19 protein-coding genes are annotated in these 18,823 nt (G+C 68.0%); 13 read left to right on the forward strand and 6 right to left on the reverse strand.

All coding sequences use genetic code 11. The features are described from left to right. Positions 1-92 precede the first annotated feature (92 nt). Both CJ301_RS00770 and gmk read right to left on the reverse strand, forming a co-directional pair. Complete coding sequence (locus tag CJ301_RS00770; RefSeq protein WP_099273235.1) at positions 93-614, reverse strand: gamma carbonic anhydrase family protein; 522 nt, start codon at positions 612-614, stop codon at positions 93-95. After that, the gene (gmk, locus tag CJ301_RS00775; RefSeq protein ID WP_099273237.1) at positions 611-1,249 is read right to left on the reverse strand and encodes a guanylate kinase; all 639 of its coding nucleotides are present in this window, start codon (positions 1,247-1,249) and stop codon (positions 611-613) included. The genes CJ301_RS00770 and gmk overlap by 4 nt, the downstream gene beginning before the upstream one ends. A 184-nt stretch (positions 1,250-1,433) precedes the next feature. Here gmk and CJ301_RS00780 point away from each other — a divergent pair, with 184 nt between their 5' ends. After that, positions 1,434-1,979, forward strand: a complete 546-nt coding sequence (locus CJ301_RS00780) for a PAS domain-containing protein (protein WP_099273239.1) — start codon at positions 1,434-1,436, stop codon at positions 1,977-1,979. A gap of 53 nt (positions 1,980-2,032) precedes the next feature. Here CJ301_RS00780 and CJ301_RS00785 read toward each other — a convergent pair whose 3' ends face one another. After that, complete coding sequence (locus CJ301_RS00785; protein ID WP_099273241.1) at positions 2,033-3,403, reverse strand: class II 3-deoxy-7-phosphoheptulonate synthase; 1,371 nt, start codon at positions 3,401-3,403, stop codon at positions 2,033-2,035. 206 nt (positions 3,404-3,609) lie between these two features. Here CJ301_RS00785 and CJ301_RS00790 point away from each other — a divergent pair, with 206 nt between their 5' ends. The 6 genes from CJ301_RS00790 to CJ301_RS00815 all read left to right on the forward strand — a co-directional run bounded on the left by CJ301_RS00790 (position 3,610) and on the right by CJ301_RS00815 (position 9,903). Further along, positions 3,610-4,614 carry a GlxA family transcriptional regulator gene (locus CJ301_RS00790; protein WP_099273243.1) on the forward strand — a complete coding sequence of 335 codons (1,005 nt, stop codon included), beginning with the start codon at positions 3,610-3,612 and terminating at the stop codon, positions 4,612-4,614. Between the two features lie 140 nt (positions 4,615-4,754). Then, a complete protein-coding gene (locus tag CJ301_RS00795) occupies positions 4,755-5,951 on the forward strand; it encodes an ABC transporter substrate-binding protein (protein WP_099273245.1) in 1,197 nt (398 codons plus the stop codon). Positions 5,952-6,052: 101 nt separating this feature from the next. Beyond that, a complete protein-coding gene (locus CJ301_RS00800) occupies positions 6,053-6,838 on the forward strand; it encodes an ABC transporter ATP-binding protein (protein ID WP_099273247.1) in 786 nt (261 codons plus the stop codon). A gap of 39 nt (positions 6,839-6,877) precedes the next feature. Next, positions 6,878-7,591, forward strand: coding sequence for an ABC transporter ATP-binding protein (locus tag CJ301_RS00805; RefSeq protein WP_099273249.1), 714 nt, complete (start codon positions 6,878-6,880; stop codon positions 7,589-7,591). Between the two features lie 3 nt (positions 7,592-7,594). Then, the gene (locus CJ301_RS00810; RefSeq protein ID WP_099273251.1) at positions 7,595-8,608 is read left to right on the forward strand and encodes a branched-chain amino acid ABC transporter permease; all 1,014 of its coding nucleotides are present in this window, start codon (positions 7,595-7,597) and stop codon (positions 8,606-8,608) included. Continuing rightward, positions 8,605-9,903: a branched-chain amino acid ABC transporter permease gene (locus CJ301_RS00815; protein WP_099273253.1), complete on the forward strand. Its 1,299-nt coding sequence runs from the start codon at positions 8,605-8,607 to the stop codon at positions 9,901-9,903. Before CJ301_RS00810 ends, CJ301_RS00815 begins: the two co-directional genes overlap by 4 nt. Before the next feature lie 72 nt (positions 9,904-9,975). Here CJ301_RS00815 and CJ301_RS00820 read toward each other — a convergent pair whose 3' ends face one another. Beyond that, positions 9,976-11,124, reverse strand: a complete 1,149-nt coding sequence (locus CJ301_RS00820) for a HupE/UreJ family protein (RefSeq protein WP_099273255.1) — start codon at positions 11,122-11,124, stop codon at positions 9,976-9,978. Here CJ301_RS00820 and CJ301_RS00825 point away from each other — a divergent pair. From CJ301_RS00825 to CJ301_RS00840, 4 genes are all read left to right on the forward strand, one after another. Next, positions 11,114-11,914 carry a DUF4198 domain-containing protein gene (locus tag CJ301_RS00825; RefSeq protein ID WP_099273257.1) on the forward strand — a complete coding sequence of 267 codons (801 nt, stop codon included), beginning with the start codon at positions 11,114-11,116 and terminating at the stop codon, positions 11,912-11,914. The two genes, CJ301_RS00820 and CJ301_RS00825, sit on opposite strands and share 11 nt — an antisense overlap. A 31-nt stretch (positions 11,915-11,945) precedes the next feature. Beyond that, complete coding sequence (locus CJ301_RS00830; RefSeq protein WP_099273259.1) at positions 11,946-12,842, forward strand: PfkB family carbohydrate kinase; 897 nt, start codon at positions 11,946-11,948, stop codon at positions 12,840-12,842. After that, positions 12,839-13,753, forward strand: coding sequence for a pseudouridine-5'-phosphate glycosidase (locus CJ301_RS00835; protein WP_099273261.1), 915 nt, complete (start codon positions 12,839-12,841; stop codon positions 13,751-13,753). The genes CJ301_RS00830 and CJ301_RS00835 overlap by 4 nt, the downstream gene beginning before the upstream one ends. 91 nt (positions 13,754-13,844) lie before the next feature. Next, positions 13,845-14,585, forward strand: a complete 741-nt coding sequence (locus CJ301_RS00840; protein ID WP_173812301.1) for a DUF502 domain-containing protein — start codon at positions 13,845-13,847, stop codon at positions 14,583-14,585. A gap of 2 nt (positions 14,586-14,587) precedes the next feature. On the opposite strand, the gene CJ301_RS00845 is transcribed toward CJ301_RS00840, so the two are convergent. Together CJ301_RS00845 and CJ301_RS00850 are read right to left on the reverse strand one after the other, a co-directional pair. Next, complete coding sequence (locus tag CJ301_RS00845; RefSeq protein WP_099273263.1) at positions 14,588-15,619, reverse strand: patatin-like phospholipase family protein; 1,032 nt, start codon at positions 15,617-15,619, stop codon at positions 14,588-14,590. Continuing rightward, positions 15,616-16,389, reverse strand: a complete 774-nt coding sequence (locus tag CJ301_RS00850; RefSeq protein WP_099273265.1) for a 3-hydroxybutyrate dehydrogenase — start codon at positions 16,387-16,389, stop codon at positions 15,616-15,618. The genes CJ301_RS00845 and CJ301_RS00850 overlap by 4 nt, the downstream gene beginning before the upstream one ends. Before the next feature lie 377 nt (positions 16,390-16,766). On the opposite strand from CJ301_RS00850, the gene CJ301_RS00855 reads away from it, so the two are divergent. Both CJ301_RS00855 and CJ301_RS19225 read left to right on the forward strand, forming a co-directional pair. Then, the gene (locus tag CJ301_RS00855) at positions 16,767-18,626 is read left to right on the forward strand and encodes an extracellular solute-binding protein (RefSeq protein ID WP_254050021.1); all 1,860 of its coding nucleotides are present in this window, start codon (positions 16,767-16,769) and stop codon (positions 18,624-18,626) included. Continuing rightward, positions 18,623-18,751 carry a hypothetical protein gene (locus tag CJ301_RS19225; protein WP_301553807.1) on the forward strand — a complete coding sequence of 43 codons (129 nt, stop codon included), beginning with the start codon at positions 18,623-18,625 and terminating at the stop codon, positions 18,749-18,751. Before CJ301_RS00855 ends, CJ301_RS19225 begins: the two co-directional genes overlap by 4 nt. Positions 18,752-18,823 lie beyond the last annotated feature (72 nt).

Below are 18,823 nucleotides of genomic sequence, written 5' to 3' on the forward strand. Positions count from 1 at the left end.
GGGCTGCGCGATCGCCTCACCGGGACCGTGCGCCGCGGCCTCGTTTCGGCCCGGCCCGCGCAAGGCCCGCCCGATGCTGCGCCACAGGGGGATCAGAGCGCTTCGAGCCCGTCGCGGAAGCGCGCGGCGTTGTCGCGGTAGTTCAGCGCCGATGCCCTGAGCTTCTCGATGGCGGCCTCGTCGAGCTGGCGCACCACCTTGCCCGGCGCGCCCATCACGAGGCTGCCATCGGGGATCTCCTTGCCCTCGGTCACCAGCGCGCCCGCACCGATCAGGCAATCGCGACCGATCTTCGCGCCGTTGAGCACGGTGGCGCCCATGCCGATCAGGGAATTCTCGCCGATCGTGCAGCCATGCAGCATCGCCTTGTGGCCCACCGTCACGCCCGCGCCGATCTCGAGCGGAAAGCCCATATCGGTGTGCAGCACGCAGTTCTCCTGCACATTGGTGTTCTCGCCCAGCGTGATGCGCTCATTGTCGCCGCGGATCGTGGTCCCGAACCAGACCGAGCTGCCGGGCGCCAGCGTCACGCGGCCGATCACATGGGCGCCGGGGGCGACCCATGCGGTCGCGTCGATCTCGGGGGTCTCGCCGTCGAGCGCGTAGATGGTCATGATCTCTCCTCGAATTCCGATTGCAGGCCGCGCACATGGTCGACGAGCCAGGGCTGCTGGCTGCGGCGCAGGCGCTCGGCCTCGATGATGATCTTGAGCCGTGCCTCGGTGGCGTCAAGATCGTCATTGACCAGAACGTAGTCGTAGCTGTCCCAATGGCTGATCTCGTCCCAGCTCTTCTGCATGCGCCGCTCGATCACCTCCGCCGCGTCCTGCGCCCGCCCCACGAGCCGGCGGTGCAGCTCGGCGATCGAGGGCGGCAGGATGAAGATCGACAGCACCTGGTCGGCCATGCGGCTGTTGGAGATCTGCTGCGCGCCCTGCCAGTCGACGTCGAACAGCACGTCGCGCCCGGCCTCGGTCGCCTCGGCCACCGGGCCGCGCGGGGAGCCGTAGTAGTTCTCGAACACTCGCGCATGCTCCAGCATCTCGCCCTCGGCGACGAGATGCTTGAACCGTTCCTCGGTGACGAAATGGTAATCCTTGCCATCGGTCTCACCGGGGCGCGGCGGTCTCGTGGTGGCCGAGACCGAGAAGCCCAGGCTGGGGTCCCAGTCGCGCAGCCGCCGCGCGAGGGTCGATTTTCCCGCGCCCGAGGGCGAGGAGAGGATGATGAGAAGGCCGCGCCGCTGCATGATGTCCGCTGCTCCGTCTATGTGCCGATCGGCCCGGGTCGGGCTTTGGCCGGGGTTAGGCGGATCGGGGCCGCGCGGCAAGACCGGTGGCGCGCGTTAAGCAAATGTAAAGATATGACGGGCGGTCGTCCGGCCCGCGCCCTAGAATAAGGGCAAGAATGTGGTGAAATCCGGGAGTGGGCCGATGACGTTGCGTGAACAGGAGTTTCGACAGGACGACACGACCGCCCGGCTCGACGGGGTCGAGGCCTATTGGCGCGGCCTGGCAAGGCAGGGTCTCGCCCCGCCGCGCGCCGCGATCGACCCGCATGAGATCGGCGAGGCGCTGCCTTTCATGTTCCTGCTCGACGCGGTGGCACCGGGCGTGGGGCGGCTGCGCATCGCCGGGCGCGAGATCTGCGAGATCGCGGGAGGCGAGGCGCGCGGCCTGCCGCTGTCCTGCCTCTTTGCCGCTTCGGCGCGGCCGCGTCTGGCCGGGCTGCTGAAGCGCGCCTTCGAGGCGCATCACCCCTGCCGCGCCCCGCTCATCGCAACCCGCGCGGCGCGCGGGCGGCGCTGCGCCGAGCTCTTGCTGCTGCCGCTGCTGCCGCGCGCCGGGCTGCCGCCGCAGATCCTCGGGGCGCTCTCGCATGATCTTCGCGCGGGGATGCATCGCTTCGATTTCGCGGGCCCCGTGCGGATCGGCGCGCCGCCCGCACAGCGTCCGGCGCTGCGCCTCGTGCGCGGCTGAGGGGCGCGTGGCAGGGCCGCCGATCCGGCCGCCCTGCCCCTTTCAGCGGTCGCTCAGACCGCCTTGGCCGTCTGAAGGCCCGTCCGGCGCGCAGACAGCGCCTCGGCCACGAGGAAGGCCAGTTCCAGCGATTGCGAGGCGTTGAGACGCGGATCGCAAGCGGTGTGGTAGCGGTCCGAGAGATCCTCGTCGGTGACCGCGCGCACGCCGCCGGTGCATTCGGTGACATCGGCGCCGGTCATCTCGAAATGCACCCCGCCCGGCACCGTGCCTTCGGCGTTGTGCACGTCGAAGAACTCGCGCACCTCGCGCAGCACGCTCTCGAAGGGCCGGGTCTTGTAGCCCGAGGAGGACTTGATGGTGTTGCCATGCATCGGATCGCACGACCAGGTCACCTTGGCGCCCTCTTCCTGCACCGCACGGATCAGCCGCGGCAGATGCTCGCCCACCGAGCCCGCGCCGAAGCGCGCGATCAGCGTCAGCCGGCCCTCTTCGTTGAGCGGGTTGAGCTTGGCCATCAGCGCCTTGAGGTGGCCGGTGGTCATCGAAGGGCCGCATTTCAGGCCGATCGGGTTCTGCACGCCGCGCGCGAACTCGACATGCGCGCCATCGGGCTGGCGGGTGCGGTCGCCGATCCAGATCATGTGGCCCGAACCCGCGAGCCATTTGCCGGAGGTGGAATCGAGACGGGCCAGCGCCTCCTCGTATTCCAGAAGCAGCGCCTCGTGGCTGGTGAAGAACTCCACCGTCTGCAGCGCATGCGCCGCCTCGGCGCGGATGCCCGCGGCTTCCATGAAGTCGAGCGCATCGGTGATGCGGTTGGCCATGTCGCGGTATTTCTCGGCCTCGGGCGCGCCGATGAAGCCCAGCGTCCAGGCATGGACCTTGTGCACGTCGGCATAGCCGCCGGTCGAGAAGGCGCGCAGCAGGTTCAGCGTGCCCGCCGCCTGGGTGTAGGCCTGCAGCATCCGCTCGGGCTCGGGGATGCGGGCCTCGGGGGTGAAATCGAAGCCGTTGATGATGTCGCCGCGGTAGCTCGGCAGCTCCTGGCCCTGCACGGTCTCGGTCGGGGCCGAGCGCGGCTTGGCGAACTGCCCGGCCATGCGGCCCACCTTCACCACCGGCACCTTGGCGCCGAAGGTCAGCACGACCGCCATCTGCAGCATCACCTTGAAGGTGTCGCGGATATGGTCGGCGTTGAAGGCCGCGAAGCTCTCGGCGCAATCGCCGCCCTGCAGCAGGAAGGCCTCGCCGCGCCCGGCGGCGGCAAGCTCGGATTTGAGCTTGCGCGCCTCGCCTGCAAAGACCAGCGGCGGATAGGAGGCAAGGCGGGCCTCGACGGCGGCGAGGCGCTCCGCGTCGGTGTAATCGGGCATCTGCACCCGGGGCTTGGCACGCCAGTCGGCCTTGGTCCACTCGGTCATGGTCTTTGCTCCAATGGAGGCTGCGGGAATATCGGCGGCCTCTATAGCGCGCATGGCCCCGAGGTCCAACGCCTAATGCCGCATGGCGGCACGGGTGCCGGGGCGCGCCGGTCTTCGAAGACGGCCGCGCGCTCTTGATGCCGCAGGGCAAACCTGTTTCGGTCGAACCAGACGCTGCATCTCGCAGCGGCTCGAGCGAGCGCGCCATGACAGACAAGATTTCCGCCCCCCACCGCGCCGAGACCGCCCGCCCGAGGCGCTTCGTCTTCGTGCTGCTGCCGCAATTCACCATGCTGTGCGTCTCCTGCGCGGTCGAGGCGCTGCGCATCGCCAACCGCATGGCGGGCCGCGAGATCTACAGCTGGGCCCTCGCCGGCGAGGGCGGCGACACCGCGACCTGTTCGAACGGCATCATGTTCAAGCTCGACATGGATCTCGGCGAGCTGTCGCGCGACGACACGCTGATGCTGTGCGGCGGGCTCGACGTGCAGGCGGCGAGCAGCAAGCGGGTGCTGAACTGGCTCCGGCGCGAGGCGCGGCGCGGCGTGGTGACGGGCGGGCTCTGCACCGCCGGCTACACCCTCGCCCGGGCCGGGCTGCTCGACGGCAGGAAGGCGACGATCCACTGGGAGAACCAGGACAGCTTTGCCGAGGAATTCGAGGAGGTGGAGCTCACGCGCTCGGTCTTCGTGATCGACGGCAACCGCATCACCACCGCCGGCGGCACCGCCTCGATCGACCTGATGCTCAAGATCATCGCCGACGATCACGGCGAGGATCTCGCCAATGCGGTGGCCGATCAGCTGATCTATTCCACGATCCGCACCGACCGCGACACGCAGCGGCTCTCGACACCGATGCGGATGGGCGTGCGCCACCCCAGGCTCGCGCAGGTGATCAAGGCGATGGAGCAGGCGATCGAGGAGCCGATCAGCCCCGCGATCCTGGCCGAACGCGCCGGCATGTCGACCCGGCAGCTGGAGCGGCTGTTTCGCCGCTATCTCGACCGCAGCCCCAAGCGCTACTACATGGAGCTGCGGCTGAGCCGCGCGCGCAACCTCCTGATGCAGACCGACATGAGCGTGATCAACGTGGCGCTGGCCTGCGGCTTCGCCAGCCCCTCGCATTTCTCCAAATGCTACCGCGCCCATTACCAGACCACGCCCTACCACGAGCGCGGCAGCCAGGGCGGCCGCCCGCTCACCGCCTGACCCCGGCCCGCTTCCCACGAACTGCGCCCCTGCGGGAACGGTGCGTCCTTGGCGTTACGGCAAGCTTGCGCAACCACTTTCTTTTCGCATGGGCCGCGTCTAGCGTGCTGGTATAAAAATCAGGCGTCAGGGAGACGAACATGAAGAAACTGCTGCTGGCTTCCGCCGCGACCGCGCTCGTGGCAAGCACCGCCATGGCCGAGAGCCATTCGGACCCGGTCAAGATCGGCATCATCCTCGGCTTCACCGGCCCGCTCGAATCGATCACCCCCGACATGGCGGGCGGCGCCGAGCTTGCCATCAACGAGGTCAACGAGACCGGCGCCTTCATGGGCGGCACCGAGATCGAAGCCGTGCGCGCCGACAGCACCTGCATCGACAGCGCCGCCGCCACCGCCGCCGCCGAGCGTCTCGTCACCAATGACGGCGTCGCCGGCATCATGGGCGCGGATTGCTCGGGCGTCACCGGCGCGATCCTGCAGAACGTCGCGCGCGCCAACGGCGTGGTGATGATCTCGCCCTCGGCCACCTCGCCCGCGCTCAGCGAGGCCGAGGATGACGGCATGTTCTTCCGCACCGCGCCCTCGGATGCGCGCCAGGGCGAGATCATGTCCCAGGTGATCATGGATCGCGGCATCGAAGAGGTGGCGCTGACCTATACCAACAACGACTACGGCAAGGGTCTCGCCGACAGCTTCCAGAAGGCCTTCGAGGCCGATGGCGGTTCGGTGACCATCTCGGCCGCGCATGAGGACGGCAAGGCCGACTACTCGGCCGAGGTCGCCTCGCTCGCCTCCGCCGGCGGCGAAGTGCTCGTGGTGGCTGGCTATACCGACCAGGGCGGCAAGGGCATCATCCAGGCCTCGCTCGACAGCGGCGCCTTCGACACCTTCGTGCTGCCCGACGGCATGATCGGCCAGCAGATCGTCGACGATCTGGGCGACGGGCTCACCGGCTCCTTCGGCCAGCTGCCGGGCTCGGACAGCGAGGGCGCCTCGATGTTCCAGGAGATGGCGACCGAGGCGGGCATCAACCCGACCGGCATCTACACCGGCGAAAGCTACGACGCCGCCGCTCTGATGATCCTCGCCATGGCGAAGGCGGGCTCGACCTCGGCCACGGAGTATGCGGGCGAGATCATGGACATCGCCAACGCGCCGGGCGAGCAGATCCTGCCGGGTGAGCTGGGCCGCGCGCTCGAGCTGATCGAGGCCGGCGAAGAGATCGACTATGTCGGCGCCACCGCCGTCGAGCTGATCGAGCCGGGCGAGAGCGCGGGCTCCTTCCGCGAGATCGAGATCAAGGACGGCGCCATCGAGACCGTCGGCTACCGCTGATCCACACCGCGCCGCGCCCCGCCGGGGCGCGGCGCATCCCGTAACAAGAACATGGTCCAGACCCCTGGGAACAAAGGGAAACCGGACCGATCGGGGACCAAATGATCACCGTCGAGAACCTTCACCGCCATTTTGGCGGTTTTCATGCTGTTGATGGGGCGAGCCTCAGGATCGAGACCGGCTCGATCACCGGGCTGATCGGCCCCAACGGCGCCGGAAAGACCACGCTTTTCAACGTCATCGCCGGCAGACTTCCACCCACTTCGGGCCGCGTCACCATGGATGGCGAGGACATCACCGGCCTGCCGCCGCACGAGCTGTTCCACAAGGGGCTCCTGCGCACCTTCCAGATCGCGCATGAGTTTTCCTCGATGACCGTGCGCGAGAATCTGATGATGGTGCCCGAGGGCCAGCATGGCGAGACGCTGTGGAACGCCTGGTTCGGGCGCGGCAAGATCGCCGCGCAGGAGCGCGAGCTTGCGAAGAAGGCAGATGAAGTCCTTGAATTCCTGACGATTTCGCATCTGGCAGAAGAAAAGGCCGGCAATCTTTCCGGCGGCCAGAAGAAGCTTCTGGAGCTGGGCCGCACCATGATGGTCGACGCCAAGATCGTGTTTCTCGACGAGGTCGGCGCCGGCGTGAACCGCACGCTTTTGAACACCATCGGCGACGCGATCATCCGGCTCAACAAGGAGCGCGGCTACACCTTCTGCGTGATCGAGCACGACATGGATTTCATCGGCCGGCTTTGCGATCCGGTGATCGTCATGGCCGAGGGCAAGGTGCTCGCCCAAGGCTCCGCCGACAGCATCATGCAAAACGAGGCGGTGATCGAGGCCTATCTCGGCACCGGGCTCAAGAACAAGACCGTCGCGGAGACGGCATGAGGGGAAGAGAATTGAAGCATTACGCAATGGTGGCCCGCCATGGCTGAGCCGCATCTGATCGGCGAGGCGATGACCGGCGGCTACGGGCGCGGCGCGGACATCCTGCATGGCTGCACGCTCTCGGTCGACAAGGGCGAGATCGCGGTGATCGTCGGCCCCAACGGCGCGGGCAAGTCGACCGCGATGAAGGCGGTGTTCGGCATGCTGAACCTGCGCGAGGGCGCCGTGCGCATCGGCGGCGAGGACATCACCCATCTCAGCCCGCAGGACCGGGTCGCCAAGGGCATGGCCTTCGTGCCGCAGACCTCGAACATCTTTCCGTCGATGACGGTCGAGGAAAACCTCGAAATGGGCGCGTTCTTGCGCCGCGACGACATCCGCCCCACGATCGAGCAGGTCTATGACCTCTTCCCGATCCTGCGCGACAAGCGCCGCCAGGCGGCGGGCGAGCTGTCGGGCGGCCAGCGCCAGCAGGTCGCGGTGGGCCGGGCGCTGATGACCCAGCCTTCGGTGCTGATGCTCGACGAGCCGACGGCGGGCGTGAGCCCCATCGTCATGGACGAGCTGTTCGACCGGATCATCGAGGTCGCCCGCGCCGGCATCACCATCCTGATGGTCGAGCAGAACGCGCGGCAGGCGCTGGAGATCGCCGATACCGGCTACGTGCTCGTGCAGGGGGCCAACGCCTATACCGGCACCGGGGCCGAGCTGATGGCCGATGACGAGGTGCGCCGCACCTTCCTGGGGGGCTGAGACATGACCGATATCCTCAACGCGATCGTCGCGCTGTCGAACTTCGTGCTGGTGCCCGGCGCGGCTTACGGCGCGCAGCTCGCGCTCGGTGCGCTCGGCGTGACGCTGATCTACGGCATCCTGCGCTTTTCCAACTTCGCCCATGGCGACACCATGGCCTTCGGCACCATGGCCACGATCCTCGTGACATGGGGGCTGCAATCCATCGGCATCAGCTTCGGCTTCCTGCCGACCGCGCTCATCGCCCTGCCCATCGGCATCGCCATCACCGGGCTGCTGCTTTTGGGCACCGACCGCGCGATCTACCGCTTCTACCGCAAGCAGAAGGCCGCCCCCGTGGTGCTGGTCATCGTCTCGATCGGCGTGATGTTCGTGATGAACGGCCTCGTGCGCTTCATCATCGGCGTGGGTGACGTGAACTTCGCCGATGGCGCGCGCTTCGTCATCAATGCCCGCGAGTTCAAGGAGATGACCGGGCTCGACGAGGGCCTCGCGATCCGCACCACCACGCTGATCACGCTGGTGACGGCGGCGATCGCGGTGGCGCTCTTGTTCTGGTTCCTCAACAAGACCCGCACCGGCAAGTCGATGCGCGCTTTCTCCGACAACGAGGATCTGGCGCTCCTGTCTGGCATCAACCCCGAGCGGGTCGTGGCCGTGACATGGCTGATCGTGGCGGCGCTCGCCACCACGGCGGGCGTGCTCTACGGCCTCGACAAGTCGTTCAAGGCCTTCACCTACTTCCAGCTCCTGCTGCCGATCTTCGCCGCCGCCATCGTCGGCGGCCTCGGCAACCCGCTGGGCGCCATCGCGGGCGGCTTCGTCATCGCCTTTTCCGAGGTGCTGATCACCTATGCCTGGAAGAAGGTGCTGGTCTACGCGATGCCCGAAAGCCTCGAGCCCTCGGGGCTCGTGCAGCTTCTCTCCACCGACTACAAATTCGCCGTGAGCTTCGCGATCCTGATCATCGTGCTGCTGTTCAAGCCCACCGGCCTCTTCAAGGGACAGTCCGTATGACCGCGCGTGGCTTTCTTCTCTATGCCGGGATGGCGCTGCTGATCGTGCTGACCGGCATGTTCCAGGGCTGGAACCTGGCGCTGACCATCCTCAACATGGGGCTGATCTCGGCCATCATGAGCTTGGGCGTGAACCTGCAATGGGGCTTTGCCGGGCTGTTCAATGTCGGCGTCATGGGCTTCGTGGCGCTGGGCGGCCTTGCCGCCGTTCTGGTGGCGCAGCCGCCGGTGACCGAGGGCTGGAACGCCGGTGGCCTGCGGCTTTTGGGTGCGCTGGCATTGGGCGCGGCGATCCTCGTCGGCGCGGTGCAGGTCTGGAAGCGCAAGATCGGCGGCTCGATGCGCGCGCTCGTCATGCTGGCGCTGCTGATCGGCGGCTTCTTCCTGTTCCGCGCCTCGCTCGATCCGGCGGTGCAGGCGATCGAGGCGATCAACCCGTCGCTTTCGGGCTATCTCGGCGGCCTCGGCCTGCCGATCATCGTGGCATGGCCGGTGGGCGGGCTGCTGGCTGCCGGAGCCGCATGGATCATCGGCAAGGCGGCCTTGGGCCTGCGTTCGGACTATCTTGCCATCGCGACGCTGGGCATCGCCGAGATCGTGATCGCGGTGCTGAAGAACGAGGACTGGCTGTCGCGCGGCGTCAAGAACGTGGTCGGCCTGCCCCGGCCCGTGCCCTACGAGGTCGATCTGCAGCGCGATCCGGGCTTCGTCGAGGCCGCGGCAGGCTACGGGCTCGACCCGGTCACCGCCTCGACGCTCTGGGTCAAGATCCTCTATTCGGGGCTCTTCGCGGTGGTGCTGATCGTGATCCTGTTTCTCGCGCAGCGGGCGCTGGCCTCCCCTTGGGGCCGGATGATGCGCGCGATCCGCGACAACGAGGTCGCGGCGAGCGCCATGGGCAAGAACGTCACCGCGCGCCACCTGCAGGTCTTCATCCTCGGCTCCGCCGTTTGCGGCATCGCCGGCGCGATGATGACGACACTGGATGGCCAGCTCACGCCGGGCTCCTACCAGCCGCTGCGCTTCACCTTCCTCGTCTGGGTGATGGTGATCGTCGGCGGCTCGGGCAACAATTACGGCGCGGTGCTCGGCGGCTTCCTGATCTGGTGGCTGTGGGTGATGGTCGAGCCGCTGGGCCTCTGGGCGATGGAGCTGATCACCTCGGGCATGTCGCCCGACAACTGGCTGCGCGGACACCTGACGGATTCGGCGGCGCAGATGCGGCTGATGACCATGGGGATCATCCTGCTGGCGGTGCTGCGCTTCAGCCCCAAGGGGCTGATGCCCGAACGCTGAGCGGCGCAGGAAACCGAAAAGGGCGGCGACCGGATGCGGTCGCCGCCCTTTTTCATGGCCGTCCGAGAAGGCTCAGAGCAGCGTGCGCTCGATCACCCACCAGATGCCGACAAGCGCGATGCCCGCCGAGGCCGGGACCGCGATCACCCGGCGATACCACGGCTTGCGCCACGCCCAGCCCACCGCGAGGAAGGCCGCCGCGATCACCGTGAGCTGGCCCAGCTCCACGCCGATGTTGAAGCCGATCAGCGCCGGGACGAAGCTGCCCGCGGGCAGGCCGAACTCGCCCAGAACGCTGGCGAAGCCGAGACCGTGCAGCAGGCCGAAGCCGAAGACGATCACCGGGCGCCAGACGCCGAGGCGCGGGAAAAGGATGTTCTCGATCGCGACGAAGGCGATGGAGGCCGCGATCAGCGGCTCGACGATGGCGGCGGGGACCGAAACATAGCCCAAAGCCGCGAGCGCCAGCGTCACCGTATGCGCCAGAGTGAAGGCCGAGACCTGCCACAGGAGCGGGCCGAAGCGGGTTGCGAGGAAGAACAGGCCCAGCACGAAGAGGATATGGTCGAGCCCCTTGGGCAGGATGTGGTCGAAGCCCACGGGAATATAGGCCACGAAGCTTTCCCACGCGCTGGCCTGGTCACCCCCCGAAAGCCGGATGGTGTCCGAGAGCGCCCCGGCTTCGAGATAGCCGTCATAGGGCGCCTCGACCCCCTGCTGGCGCAGCACCAGCGTGCCGAATGCGGCGTCCCAGCCGACCTGCACGCTCTCGGCCCCCTCGGGCAGCGGCGCGTGGAAGCGCAGCGTGGCGGGGCGCGGCAGAGAGGGGTCGATGCCCCCGGGCACCTCGACGCCGTCGATCTCGGGCGTCACACGCGCCCCGTCGACGAGGATCTCGATGCGCTCGGCCATCTCGGGCCAGAAGGCGCGGAAGCGGGCCTCCATCTCATCGGGCTCCAGAGCGCGCAGCGCGTCGTAGCGTTCGGCCTCGGGCGCCGCGTCTGTATCGCCGACCGCGCCGAGATCGATCCCCGCGACATGACCCTCGAGCGGCGCCTCGACGGTGAAGGCGAGCCGGTCGCCCTCGCGCTCCATGTCGGCGATGGCGGGCAGCACCTCATGCGCGGCGGCAAACGCGCCCCACAGGATCGCGATGCTTGACATCACGAGGCCGAGGATCACCCTGCGCCCCAACCCATGGAGCCCCTGAATGCGTGTCATGACCGTCTGCCTCGCCTTGTTGTCCACGCCTGTCGCGGCGCATGAATTCTGGATCGAACCGCTTGAGTGGCAGATCGCGGCGGACGATATGGTCCGGGCCGAGCTTGTCAACGGCGACCGCTTCGAAGGCATCCGCTATGCCTTCCTGCCGCAACGCTTCGAAAGCTTCACGCTGCATGCGAATGGCGCGCAGCGCCCGGTCGAGGGGCGGCTCGGCGCGCGCCCCGCTCTGGAGATGCCCGCTCCGGCCGAAGGGCTGCTGGTCGCGGCCTATGTCTCGGAGCCGAGCGTGCTCACCTATGACGACCGGGCGGTCTTCGACCGGTTCGTGGATCACAAGGATCTGGGCGCGGTGGCGGAGGATCACGCGGCGCGCGGTCTGCCGGAGGTGGGGTTCAAGGAGGCCTTCACCCGCTATTCCAAGGCGCTGATCGGTGTGGGGGATGCCGAGGGTTCGGATACGCGGCTCGGGCTCGCGACCGAGCTGGTGGCGCTCGACAACCCCTACACGGGCGCGCTGGCGGAGGGGCTGCGGGTGCGGCTCTTCATGGGCGACGCGCCGCGCGCAAAGGCGCAGGTCGAGCTTTTCGCGCGCGACGCGGAGGGCGCGGTCGAGCTGACGCTGCACCGCACCGATGCCGAGGGGGTGGCGGTGCTGCCGGTCGAAGCGGGGCATGACTACCTCGCCAGTGCCGTGGTGCTGCGCGAACCTTCCGCGACGCTGGCAGAGGAGACCGGTGCCGTATGGGAAAGCCTCTGGGCGGCGCTGAGCTTCGCCGTTCCCGATTGACCGGGGCGCGGGGCTGCGGCACACCCGTCGCATGACCGAGAGATCCCCCGACATCCTGTGCATCGGCTCCGTCCTGTGGGACGTGATCGGGCGCACCGCCAGCCATATGCGCATCGGCTCCGACGTGCCCGGCCGCATCCACCGCCTGCCCGGCGGCGTCGCCATGAACATCGCCATGACGCTGGTGCGCTTCGGGCTGCGCCCGGCGCTTCTCAGCGCGCTGGGCCGCGACGCGGAGGGCGATGAGCTCACCGCCGAGGCCGCGCGCATGGGCATGGTGGTCGATCACCTCTACCGCTCGGATGATCTTCCGACCGACATCTACATGGCGATCGAGGGGGCGAACGGCCTCATCGCCGCCATCGCCGACGCGCATTCGCTCGAACAGGCGGGCGACAAGATCCTGCGCCCGATGGGCGACGGGCGGCTCGGCTCGGCGCAGGCGCCATGGACCGGTCTCGTCGCGCTCGACGGCAATCTCACCACCGAGCTGCTGACCCAGATCGCGGCTTCGGAGCTTTTCGCCCGCGCCGATCTGCGCGTGGCCCCGGCCAGCCCCGGCAAGGCCGAGCGCCTGCTGGCGCTGATGGGCCACCCGACGGCGACGCTCTATGTCAATCTCGAAGAGGCGGGGCTTTTGTGCCATGCGGGCTTCGACAGCTCGGAGGCCGCCGCCCGCGCGCTGGTGGCGCGCGGCGCGCATCGCGCGCTCGTCACCGATGGGGGCCGCGCCGCGACCGTCGCCACCGCCGACGCGGTCATCACCCAGGCCCCGCCCGAGGTGCTCGTCACCCGCGTCACCGGCGCGGGCGACACCTTCATGGCGGCGCATATCGCGTCCGAGGCCGAGGGCATGGACCCCGCCGCCGCCCTCGCCCGCGCGCTGAGCGCCGCTGCCACCTATGTATCCGGAGACAACCCGCTGTGATCGACATCCAATATTCCCCCGAGGTCGCGCAGGCGCGCGCCGAAGGCCACCCCCTCGTCGCGCTTGAAAGCACGATCATCACCCATGGCATGCCGTTTCCGCAGAATGTCGAGACCGCGCGCCGGGTCGAGGCCGAGATCCGCGAGCACGGCGCCGTGCCCGCGACCATCGCGATCCTCGATGGCCGGCTGCATGTCGGCCTGACCGAGGCCGAGCTCGACCGGCTGGGCCAGGCGAGCGACGTGGCCAAGCTCTCGCGCGCAGATTTCGCCGCCTGCCTCGCGCGGGGCGGCAATGGCGCGACGACCGTGGCCGCGACCATGATCGCGGCGCAGCTCGCAGGCATCGAGGTCTTTGCCACGGGCGGCATCGGCGGCGTGCATCGCGGCGCCGAAGCGAGCTTCGACATCTCCGCCGACCTGCACGAGCTCGCCAAGACGCCGGTGACTGTGGTGGCGGCAGGCGCCAAGGCGATCCTCGATCTGCCCAAGACCTTCGAGGTGCTGGAGACGCTCGGCGTGCCGGTGATCGCCTACGGCCAGGACGTGCTGCCCGCCTTCTGGTCGGCAAGCTCCGACATGCCCGCGCCGCTTCGGATGGACAGCGCGGGCGAGATCGCCAAGGCGGCGCGGATGCGCGGCGCGATGGGGCTCGATGGCGGCCAGCTCGTCGCCAACCCGATCCCCGCAAAGGCCGAGATCCCGGCCGAGGAGCTGCGCCCGGTGATCGAGCAGGCGCTCTCGGAGGCCGAGGCGCAGGGCATCGCCGCCAAGGCGGTGACGCCGTTCCTCTTGGGCCGGATCTTCGAGCTGACCGAGGGCCGCTCGCTCGAGAGCAACATCGCGCTGGTGCTCAACAATGCCCGCCTCGGCGCCGCCATCGCGGTCGAGCTGAACAAGCTGCCGCGCTGAGCCCGCGCACCGCAGCCGCGCCATTGCCGGGGCGCGGCTGCGGCATTACATAGGCCCCGAGCCAGACGCGCGCCAGAAGGACGAGCCGAACGTGACCCGCCCGCCTATCCTGCCGCCACCTCCGGGCGAGCCGCCGCGCCGCCGCCGGCTGATCGGTCTGCTGCGCAACAACTTCATCGCCGGGGTGGTGGTGATCGCGCCGATCGGGCTTACCGTCTGGCTGATCTGGACGCTGGTGGGCTGGATCGACAGCTGGGTGCTGCCCTTCGTCCCCAATCGCTTCAATCCCGAGCAATATATCGGGATCAACCTGCGCGGCGTCGGGGTCATCTTCTTCATCCTGTTCACCTTTCTCGTCGGCGCGCTGGCCAAGGGCTTCGTCGGGCGCAGCCTCTTGCGCATGGGCGAGAGCCTCGTGGCGCAGATGCCGGTGGTCCGCTCGATCTATTCGGGTCTGAAGCAGATCGCCGAGACGGTCTTTGCCCAGACCGAGACCAGCTTCGATCAGGCCTGCCTGATCGAATATCCGCGCAAGGGGATCTGGGCGCTCGCCTTCATCTCGACCTCGGCCAAGGGCGAGGTGCTGCGCCGCCTGCCTTCAGAGGGCGAGATCGTCACCGTGTTTCTGCCCACGACGCCCAACCCGACCTCGGGCTTTTTGCTGTTCCTGCCGCGCGCGGAGGTGACGGTGCTCGACATGTCGGTCGAGGATGCGGCCAAGCTGGTGATCTCGGCCGGGCTGGTGACCCCGCCCGACCGCATGCGCCCCAAGGACGGGGCCGAAGAGGTCGAGGAGGCTTCGGTGCTGCGCAGCGGCACCGCCGGGCGCTAGGCTCAGGCGAACATCGCCCGCAGATCGACCGTGTCGCGCCGGCCCAGATCGGATTTATGCGCCGCGAGAAAGGCGTCCATCGCCGCCGCGCCCGCATCGCGCAGCCGTGCCAGGATCACCGGCGCGGGGATCGCCTTGGTGGCGATATTGAGATCGTTCATCAGCGCGTCATCGCTTACCATGTGCAGCAGCACCCGCTTCATCGCCCCCTCGGGAAGCCTTTGCTCGTCGAGCAGGCGGCGCACGAAATCCACCGCGCGCAATTCGCGCAGCAAGGAGGTGTTGAAGCTGATCTCGTTGATGCGGTTCTGGATCGCGGCGCTGTCGTCGGGCAGCTCCTCGCGGTAGAGCGGGTTGATGTTCACGATCAGAACATCATCCGGCAAAGCCTTGTCGAACAAGGGGAAAAGAGCGGGATTCCCGGTATATCCGCCATCCCAATAGGCTTCGCGTCGCCCGGTGGCCGGATCGTCGATCTCGACCGCGCGAAACAGCGTCGGCAGGCAGGCCGAGGCAAGGATCGCCTCGGGGCTCAGCTCCGCGCCCGAAAACACCCGGATCTTGCCCGAGCGCACATTGGTTGCCCCGATGAAGAGCGCGGGCCCCATGGGCCCGCGCACCGCGTCGAAGGACAGCTCGCGCAGGATGCGCTCCAGCGGGTTGCGCAGCATCGGGCCATAGGCATAGGGCGACATCAGGCGGGTCGTCAGCTCGAAGGCCCTGAAGGCAGGCGACCATTCGATCGCCCGCGCCAGCGCCGGGGCGGTGGGCGTCATCGCCGCGATCCAGTCCGACCAGCGCGCATCGGTGATCGCGCCCACCCGGCCCCAGAACTCGGTCAGCGCCTCTCGCGCGCCGGCCCGGCCGCCCTGCGCCCAGCCCGCCTTGAGCGCCGCGGCGTTCATTGCCCCGGCCGAGGTGCCCGAGATGGCGGCGATCTCGATGTCCTCCTCGCACAGGAGCCGGTCGAGCGCGCCCCATGTGAAGGCGCCATGCGCGCCGCCGCCCTGCAGCGCGAGGCTGAGCCGGATCACAGCGCGGTCCAGCCGCCATCGACGCTGATCGTGGTGCCGGTGATCTGCGCCGCCGCGTCCGAGCACAAAAAGGCGCAGGTGCCGCCGAGCTGCTCGGTGGTGGCGAACTCCTTGGAGGGCTGACGCTCCAGCATGACCTTCTCGATCACCTCGTCGCGCTCCATGCCGTATTTCTGCATGGTGTCGGGGATCTGCGCCTCGACCAGCGGCGTCAGCACGTAGCCCGGGCAGATCGCGTTGGCGGTGATCGGCTCGCGCGCGGTTTCGAGCGCGGTGACCTTGGTGAAGCCGACGATGCCGTGCTTGGCCGCGACATAGGCGCCCTTGTAGGGCGAGGCGGTGAGCCCATGCGCGGAGGCGATGTTGATCACCCGGCCCCAGCCCGCCTTGCGCATCATCGGCAGCGCGACGGCGGTGGTGTGGAAGGCCGAGCTGAGATTGATCGCGATGATCGCGTCCCATTTGGCGGCCGGAAATTCCTCGATCGGCGCGACATGCTGGATACCGGCATTGTTGACGAGGATATCGCAGCGCCCGGCCGCCTCGATCAGCCCGCGCGCGGCCGCGCCATCAGAGAGGTCGGCCGCGATGTAGCGGGCCGCGACGCCATGCTCCTCGGCGATTTCCTGCGCAAGCGCGTGGTCCTCGTCGCGGTCGGTGAAGGAGTTGAGCACCACATCCGCCCCGGCCCGCGCCAGCTCGCGCGCCACCCCCAGACCGATTCCCGAGTTCGATCCGGTGATGATCGCGGTCTTGCCCTTGAGATGCATCTTGGCTGTCCTTGCTGCTGAAATCTGCTTCGGAGTGTGCCGCGACGCAGGCGCAAAGCGAAGCACTATCTCCCGCAACCCCTTGATAAACGTGGATCGAAGCGGTAGCGCGCTCGCATCGAGCGGCCGATCCCGGCGCGGGCCCGAACTCCCCTCAGCCCAAAAAAAACGCCCGCACAAGGCGGGCGTTGAGTTATGAGGCAGGTTTCATACAGGCAAGAAACCTATCGAGCAGTGACTCTCTTATAAGCCTTTCCCCGCCATCCTCCAAGCTAAAAGTTTGATAAAGATCAGGGGGGGCTATACGGTTTTCTTCAACTACAAATCTGGTCAAGAATCCGAACCGACAGGGGGCTCCTTCCGAGATGACACGACCCATGACCAAATTGCTGCCACAATTGTTGCAAGGCAGCGCGATCGCCGTCCTGTGCAGCGCCGCCGCGCTGCAGGCCGAGCCCTCGCACGGCATTGCCATGTATGGAAAACCCGCGCTGCCAGAAGGGTTTACCGCCCTGCCCTATGCCAATCCCGACGCGCCCACCGGCGGGCGCATGGCCACGGCGGAGGTCGGCGGCTTCGACAGCCTCAACCCCTACATCCTGAAAGGCTCGGTGCCCTGGCAGCTGAGCTACCTGACCGGCGAAAGCCTGATGGGCCGCACGCTCGACGAACCCTTCACCCTCTACGGCCTGCTGGCGGAATCGGTCGAGACGGCCGAGGACCGCTCCTGGGTCGAGTTCACGCTGCACCCGGAGGCGAAGTTCTCCGATGGCAGCCCCGTCACCGTGGAGGACGTGATCTGGTCCTTCGAGACGCTCGGCACCGAAGGCCATCCGCGCTACATCGGCTTTTGGGAAAAGGTCGAGAGCATCGAGGAGACCGGCGAACGCAAGGTGCGCCTCACCTTCAACACCGATGACCGCGAGCTGGCACTGCTGGCCGGGCTGCGGCCGATTCTCAAGAAGGCGCAATGGGAGGGCAAGGATTTCGCCGAGAGCGGCCTCGACACCGTGCCGATCACCTCGGCCCCCTATGTGATCGAGGATTTCGAGGCGGGCCGCTACATTTCCCTGAAGCGCGACGAGGATTACTGGGGCGCCGACATCCCGTTCCGCCGCGGCACCAACGTGCTCGACGAGATCCGGCTCGAATTCTTCGGCGACGAGACGGCGGCCTTCGAGGCCTTCAAGACCGGCGAGACCGACTTTACCCGCGAATTCAACGTCGCGCGCTGGGAAAGCCAGTATGATTTCCCGCGCGTGCGCTCGGGCGAGGTCGTGCTCGAGGAGCTGCAGCATGGCCGCCCCTCGGGCATGACCGGCTTCGTGATGAACAGCCGCAAGCCGGTGTTCGAGGATTGGCGCGTGCGCCAGGCGATGATCGAGGCGTTCAACTTCGAATTCATCAACGAGGCGATGACCGGCGGCGCGCAGCCGCGCATCACCTCCTATTTCTCCAACTCGCCGCTCGGCATGGAGGACGGCCCGGCCGAAGGCCGCGTCAGGGAGTTCCTGCTGCGCTGGGAGGAGGATCTGCCCGAGGGCGCGCTCGAAGGCTATGCCCTGCCCGTATCCGACGGCTCGGAGCACAACCGCAAGGGCACGGCCGCCGCATTGGCGCTTTTGTCGAGCGCGGGCTGGGTGATCCAGGACGGCGTGCTGACCAACGAGGCGACGGGCGAGCCCTTCGCCTTCGACATCCTGCTCGAGACCGGCGCCTCCGAGAACGCCGCGATCATCGACATGTATGTCCAGGCGCTGGAGCGGATCGGCGTGACGCCGACCGTCACCATGGTCGACAGCGCGCAGTTCAAGGAGCGCACCGACGCCTACGACTTCGACATGACCTATTTCCGGCGCGGGTTGTCGCTTTCGCCCGGCAACGAGCAATACGCCTATTGGGGCGCGGAGGCCGCCGACACGCCGGGCGGGCGCAACGCCATGGGCGTGAAGAGCCCGGCCGTGGACGGTCTGATCGACCTGCTTCTCACCTCCGAGAGCCAGGATGATTTCTTCGCCGCGGCCAAGGCGCTCGACCGGGTGCTGACGGCGGGGCGCTACGTGATCCCGATCTACCAGTGGAACATCAGCCGCATCGCCTATGACGCGGATCTGCACCATCCCGACTACATCCCCGTCTTCGGCGACTGGCCGGGCTGGCAGCCCGATGTCTGGTGGCACGAGGAGGCGAATGGCGACGCCTCGGGCGCGCAGGCGGATGCGGAGGGCGACCAGTGAGGCGCGCGGCGCTGCTCCTCGCTCTCATGGGTCTGATGGCCGCCTGCACGCCCGTCAGGGTCGTGGGCAACGCCGCCGTCGGCACGGCGCAGCTCGGGCTCGGCGTGGTCGACATGGCGCTCTGAACGCGCGGCGCGTCATGCGCCCATGAGGGGGGCGGACCGGAACCCGGTCCGCCCCCTTTCCGTTGCCGGAGC

This window comes from Limimaricola cinnabarinus, assembly GCF_002723615.1.
Lineage (GTDB): Bacteria > Pseudomonadota > Alphaproteobacteria > Rhodobacterales > Rhodobacteraceae > Limimaricola > Limimaricola cinnabarinus_B.

Bases quoted from the DNA above. Each gene is read 5' to 3' on its own strand.
- CJ301_RS00770 (WP_099273235.1), bottom strand. From the start codon at position 614: ATGACCATCTACGCGCTCGACGGCGAGACCCCCGAGATCGACGCGACC.
- gmk (WP_099273237.1), bottom strand. From the start codon at position 1,249: ATGCAGCGGCGCGGCCTTCTCATCATCCTCTCCTCGCCCTCGGGCGCG.
- CJ301_RS00780 (WP_099273239.1), top strand. From the start codon at position 1,434: ATGACGTTGCGTGAACAGGAGTTTCGACAGGACGACACGACCGCCCGG.
- CJ301_RS00785 (WP_099273241.1), bottom strand. From the start codon at position 3,403: ATGACCGAGTGGACCAAGGCCGACTGGCGTGCCAAGCCCCGGGTGCAG.
- CJ301_RS00790 (WP_099273243.1), top strand. From the start codon at position 3,610: ATGACAGACAAGATTTCCGCCCCCCACCGCGCCGAGACCGCCCGCCCG.
- CJ301_RS00795 (WP_099273245.1), top strand. From the start codon at position 4,755: ATGAAGAAACTGCTGCTGGCTTCCGCCGCGACCGCGCTCGTGGCAAGC.
- CJ301_RS00800 (WP_099273247.1), top strand. From the start codon at position 6,053: ATGATCACCGTCGAGAACCTTCACCGCCATTTTGGCGGTTTTCATGCT.
- CJ301_RS00805 (WP_099273249.1), top strand. From the start codon at position 6,878: ATGGCTGAGCCGCATCTGATCGGCGAGGCGATGACCGGCGGCTACGGG.
- CJ301_RS00810 (WP_099273251.1), top strand. From the start codon at position 7,595: ATGACCGATATCCTCAACGCGATCGTCGCGCTGTCGAACTTCGTGCTG.
- CJ301_RS00815 (WP_099273253.1), top strand. From the start codon at position 8,605: ATGACCGCGCGTGGCTTTCTTCTCTATGCCGGGATGGCGCTGCTGATC.
- CJ301_RS00825 (WP_099273257.1), top strand. From the start codon at position 11,114: ATGCGTGTCATGACCGTCTGCCTCGCCTTGTTGTCCACGCCTGTCGCG.
- CJ301_RS00820 (WP_099273255.1), bottom strand. From the start codon at position 11,124: ATGACACGCATTCAGGGGCTCCATGGGTTGGGGCGCAGGGTGATCCTC.
- CJ301_RS00830 (WP_099273259.1), top strand. From the start codon at position 11,946: ATGACCGAGAGATCCCCCGACATCCTGTGCATCGGCTCCGTCCTGTGG.
- CJ301_RS00850 (WP_099273265.1), bottom strand. From the start codon at position 16,389: ATGCATCTCAAGGGCAAGACCGCGATCATCACCGGATCGAACTCGGGA.
- CJ301_RS00855 (WP_254050021.1), top strand. From the start codon at position 16,767: ATGACCAAATTGCTGCCACAATTGTTGCAAGGCAGCGCGATCGCCGTC.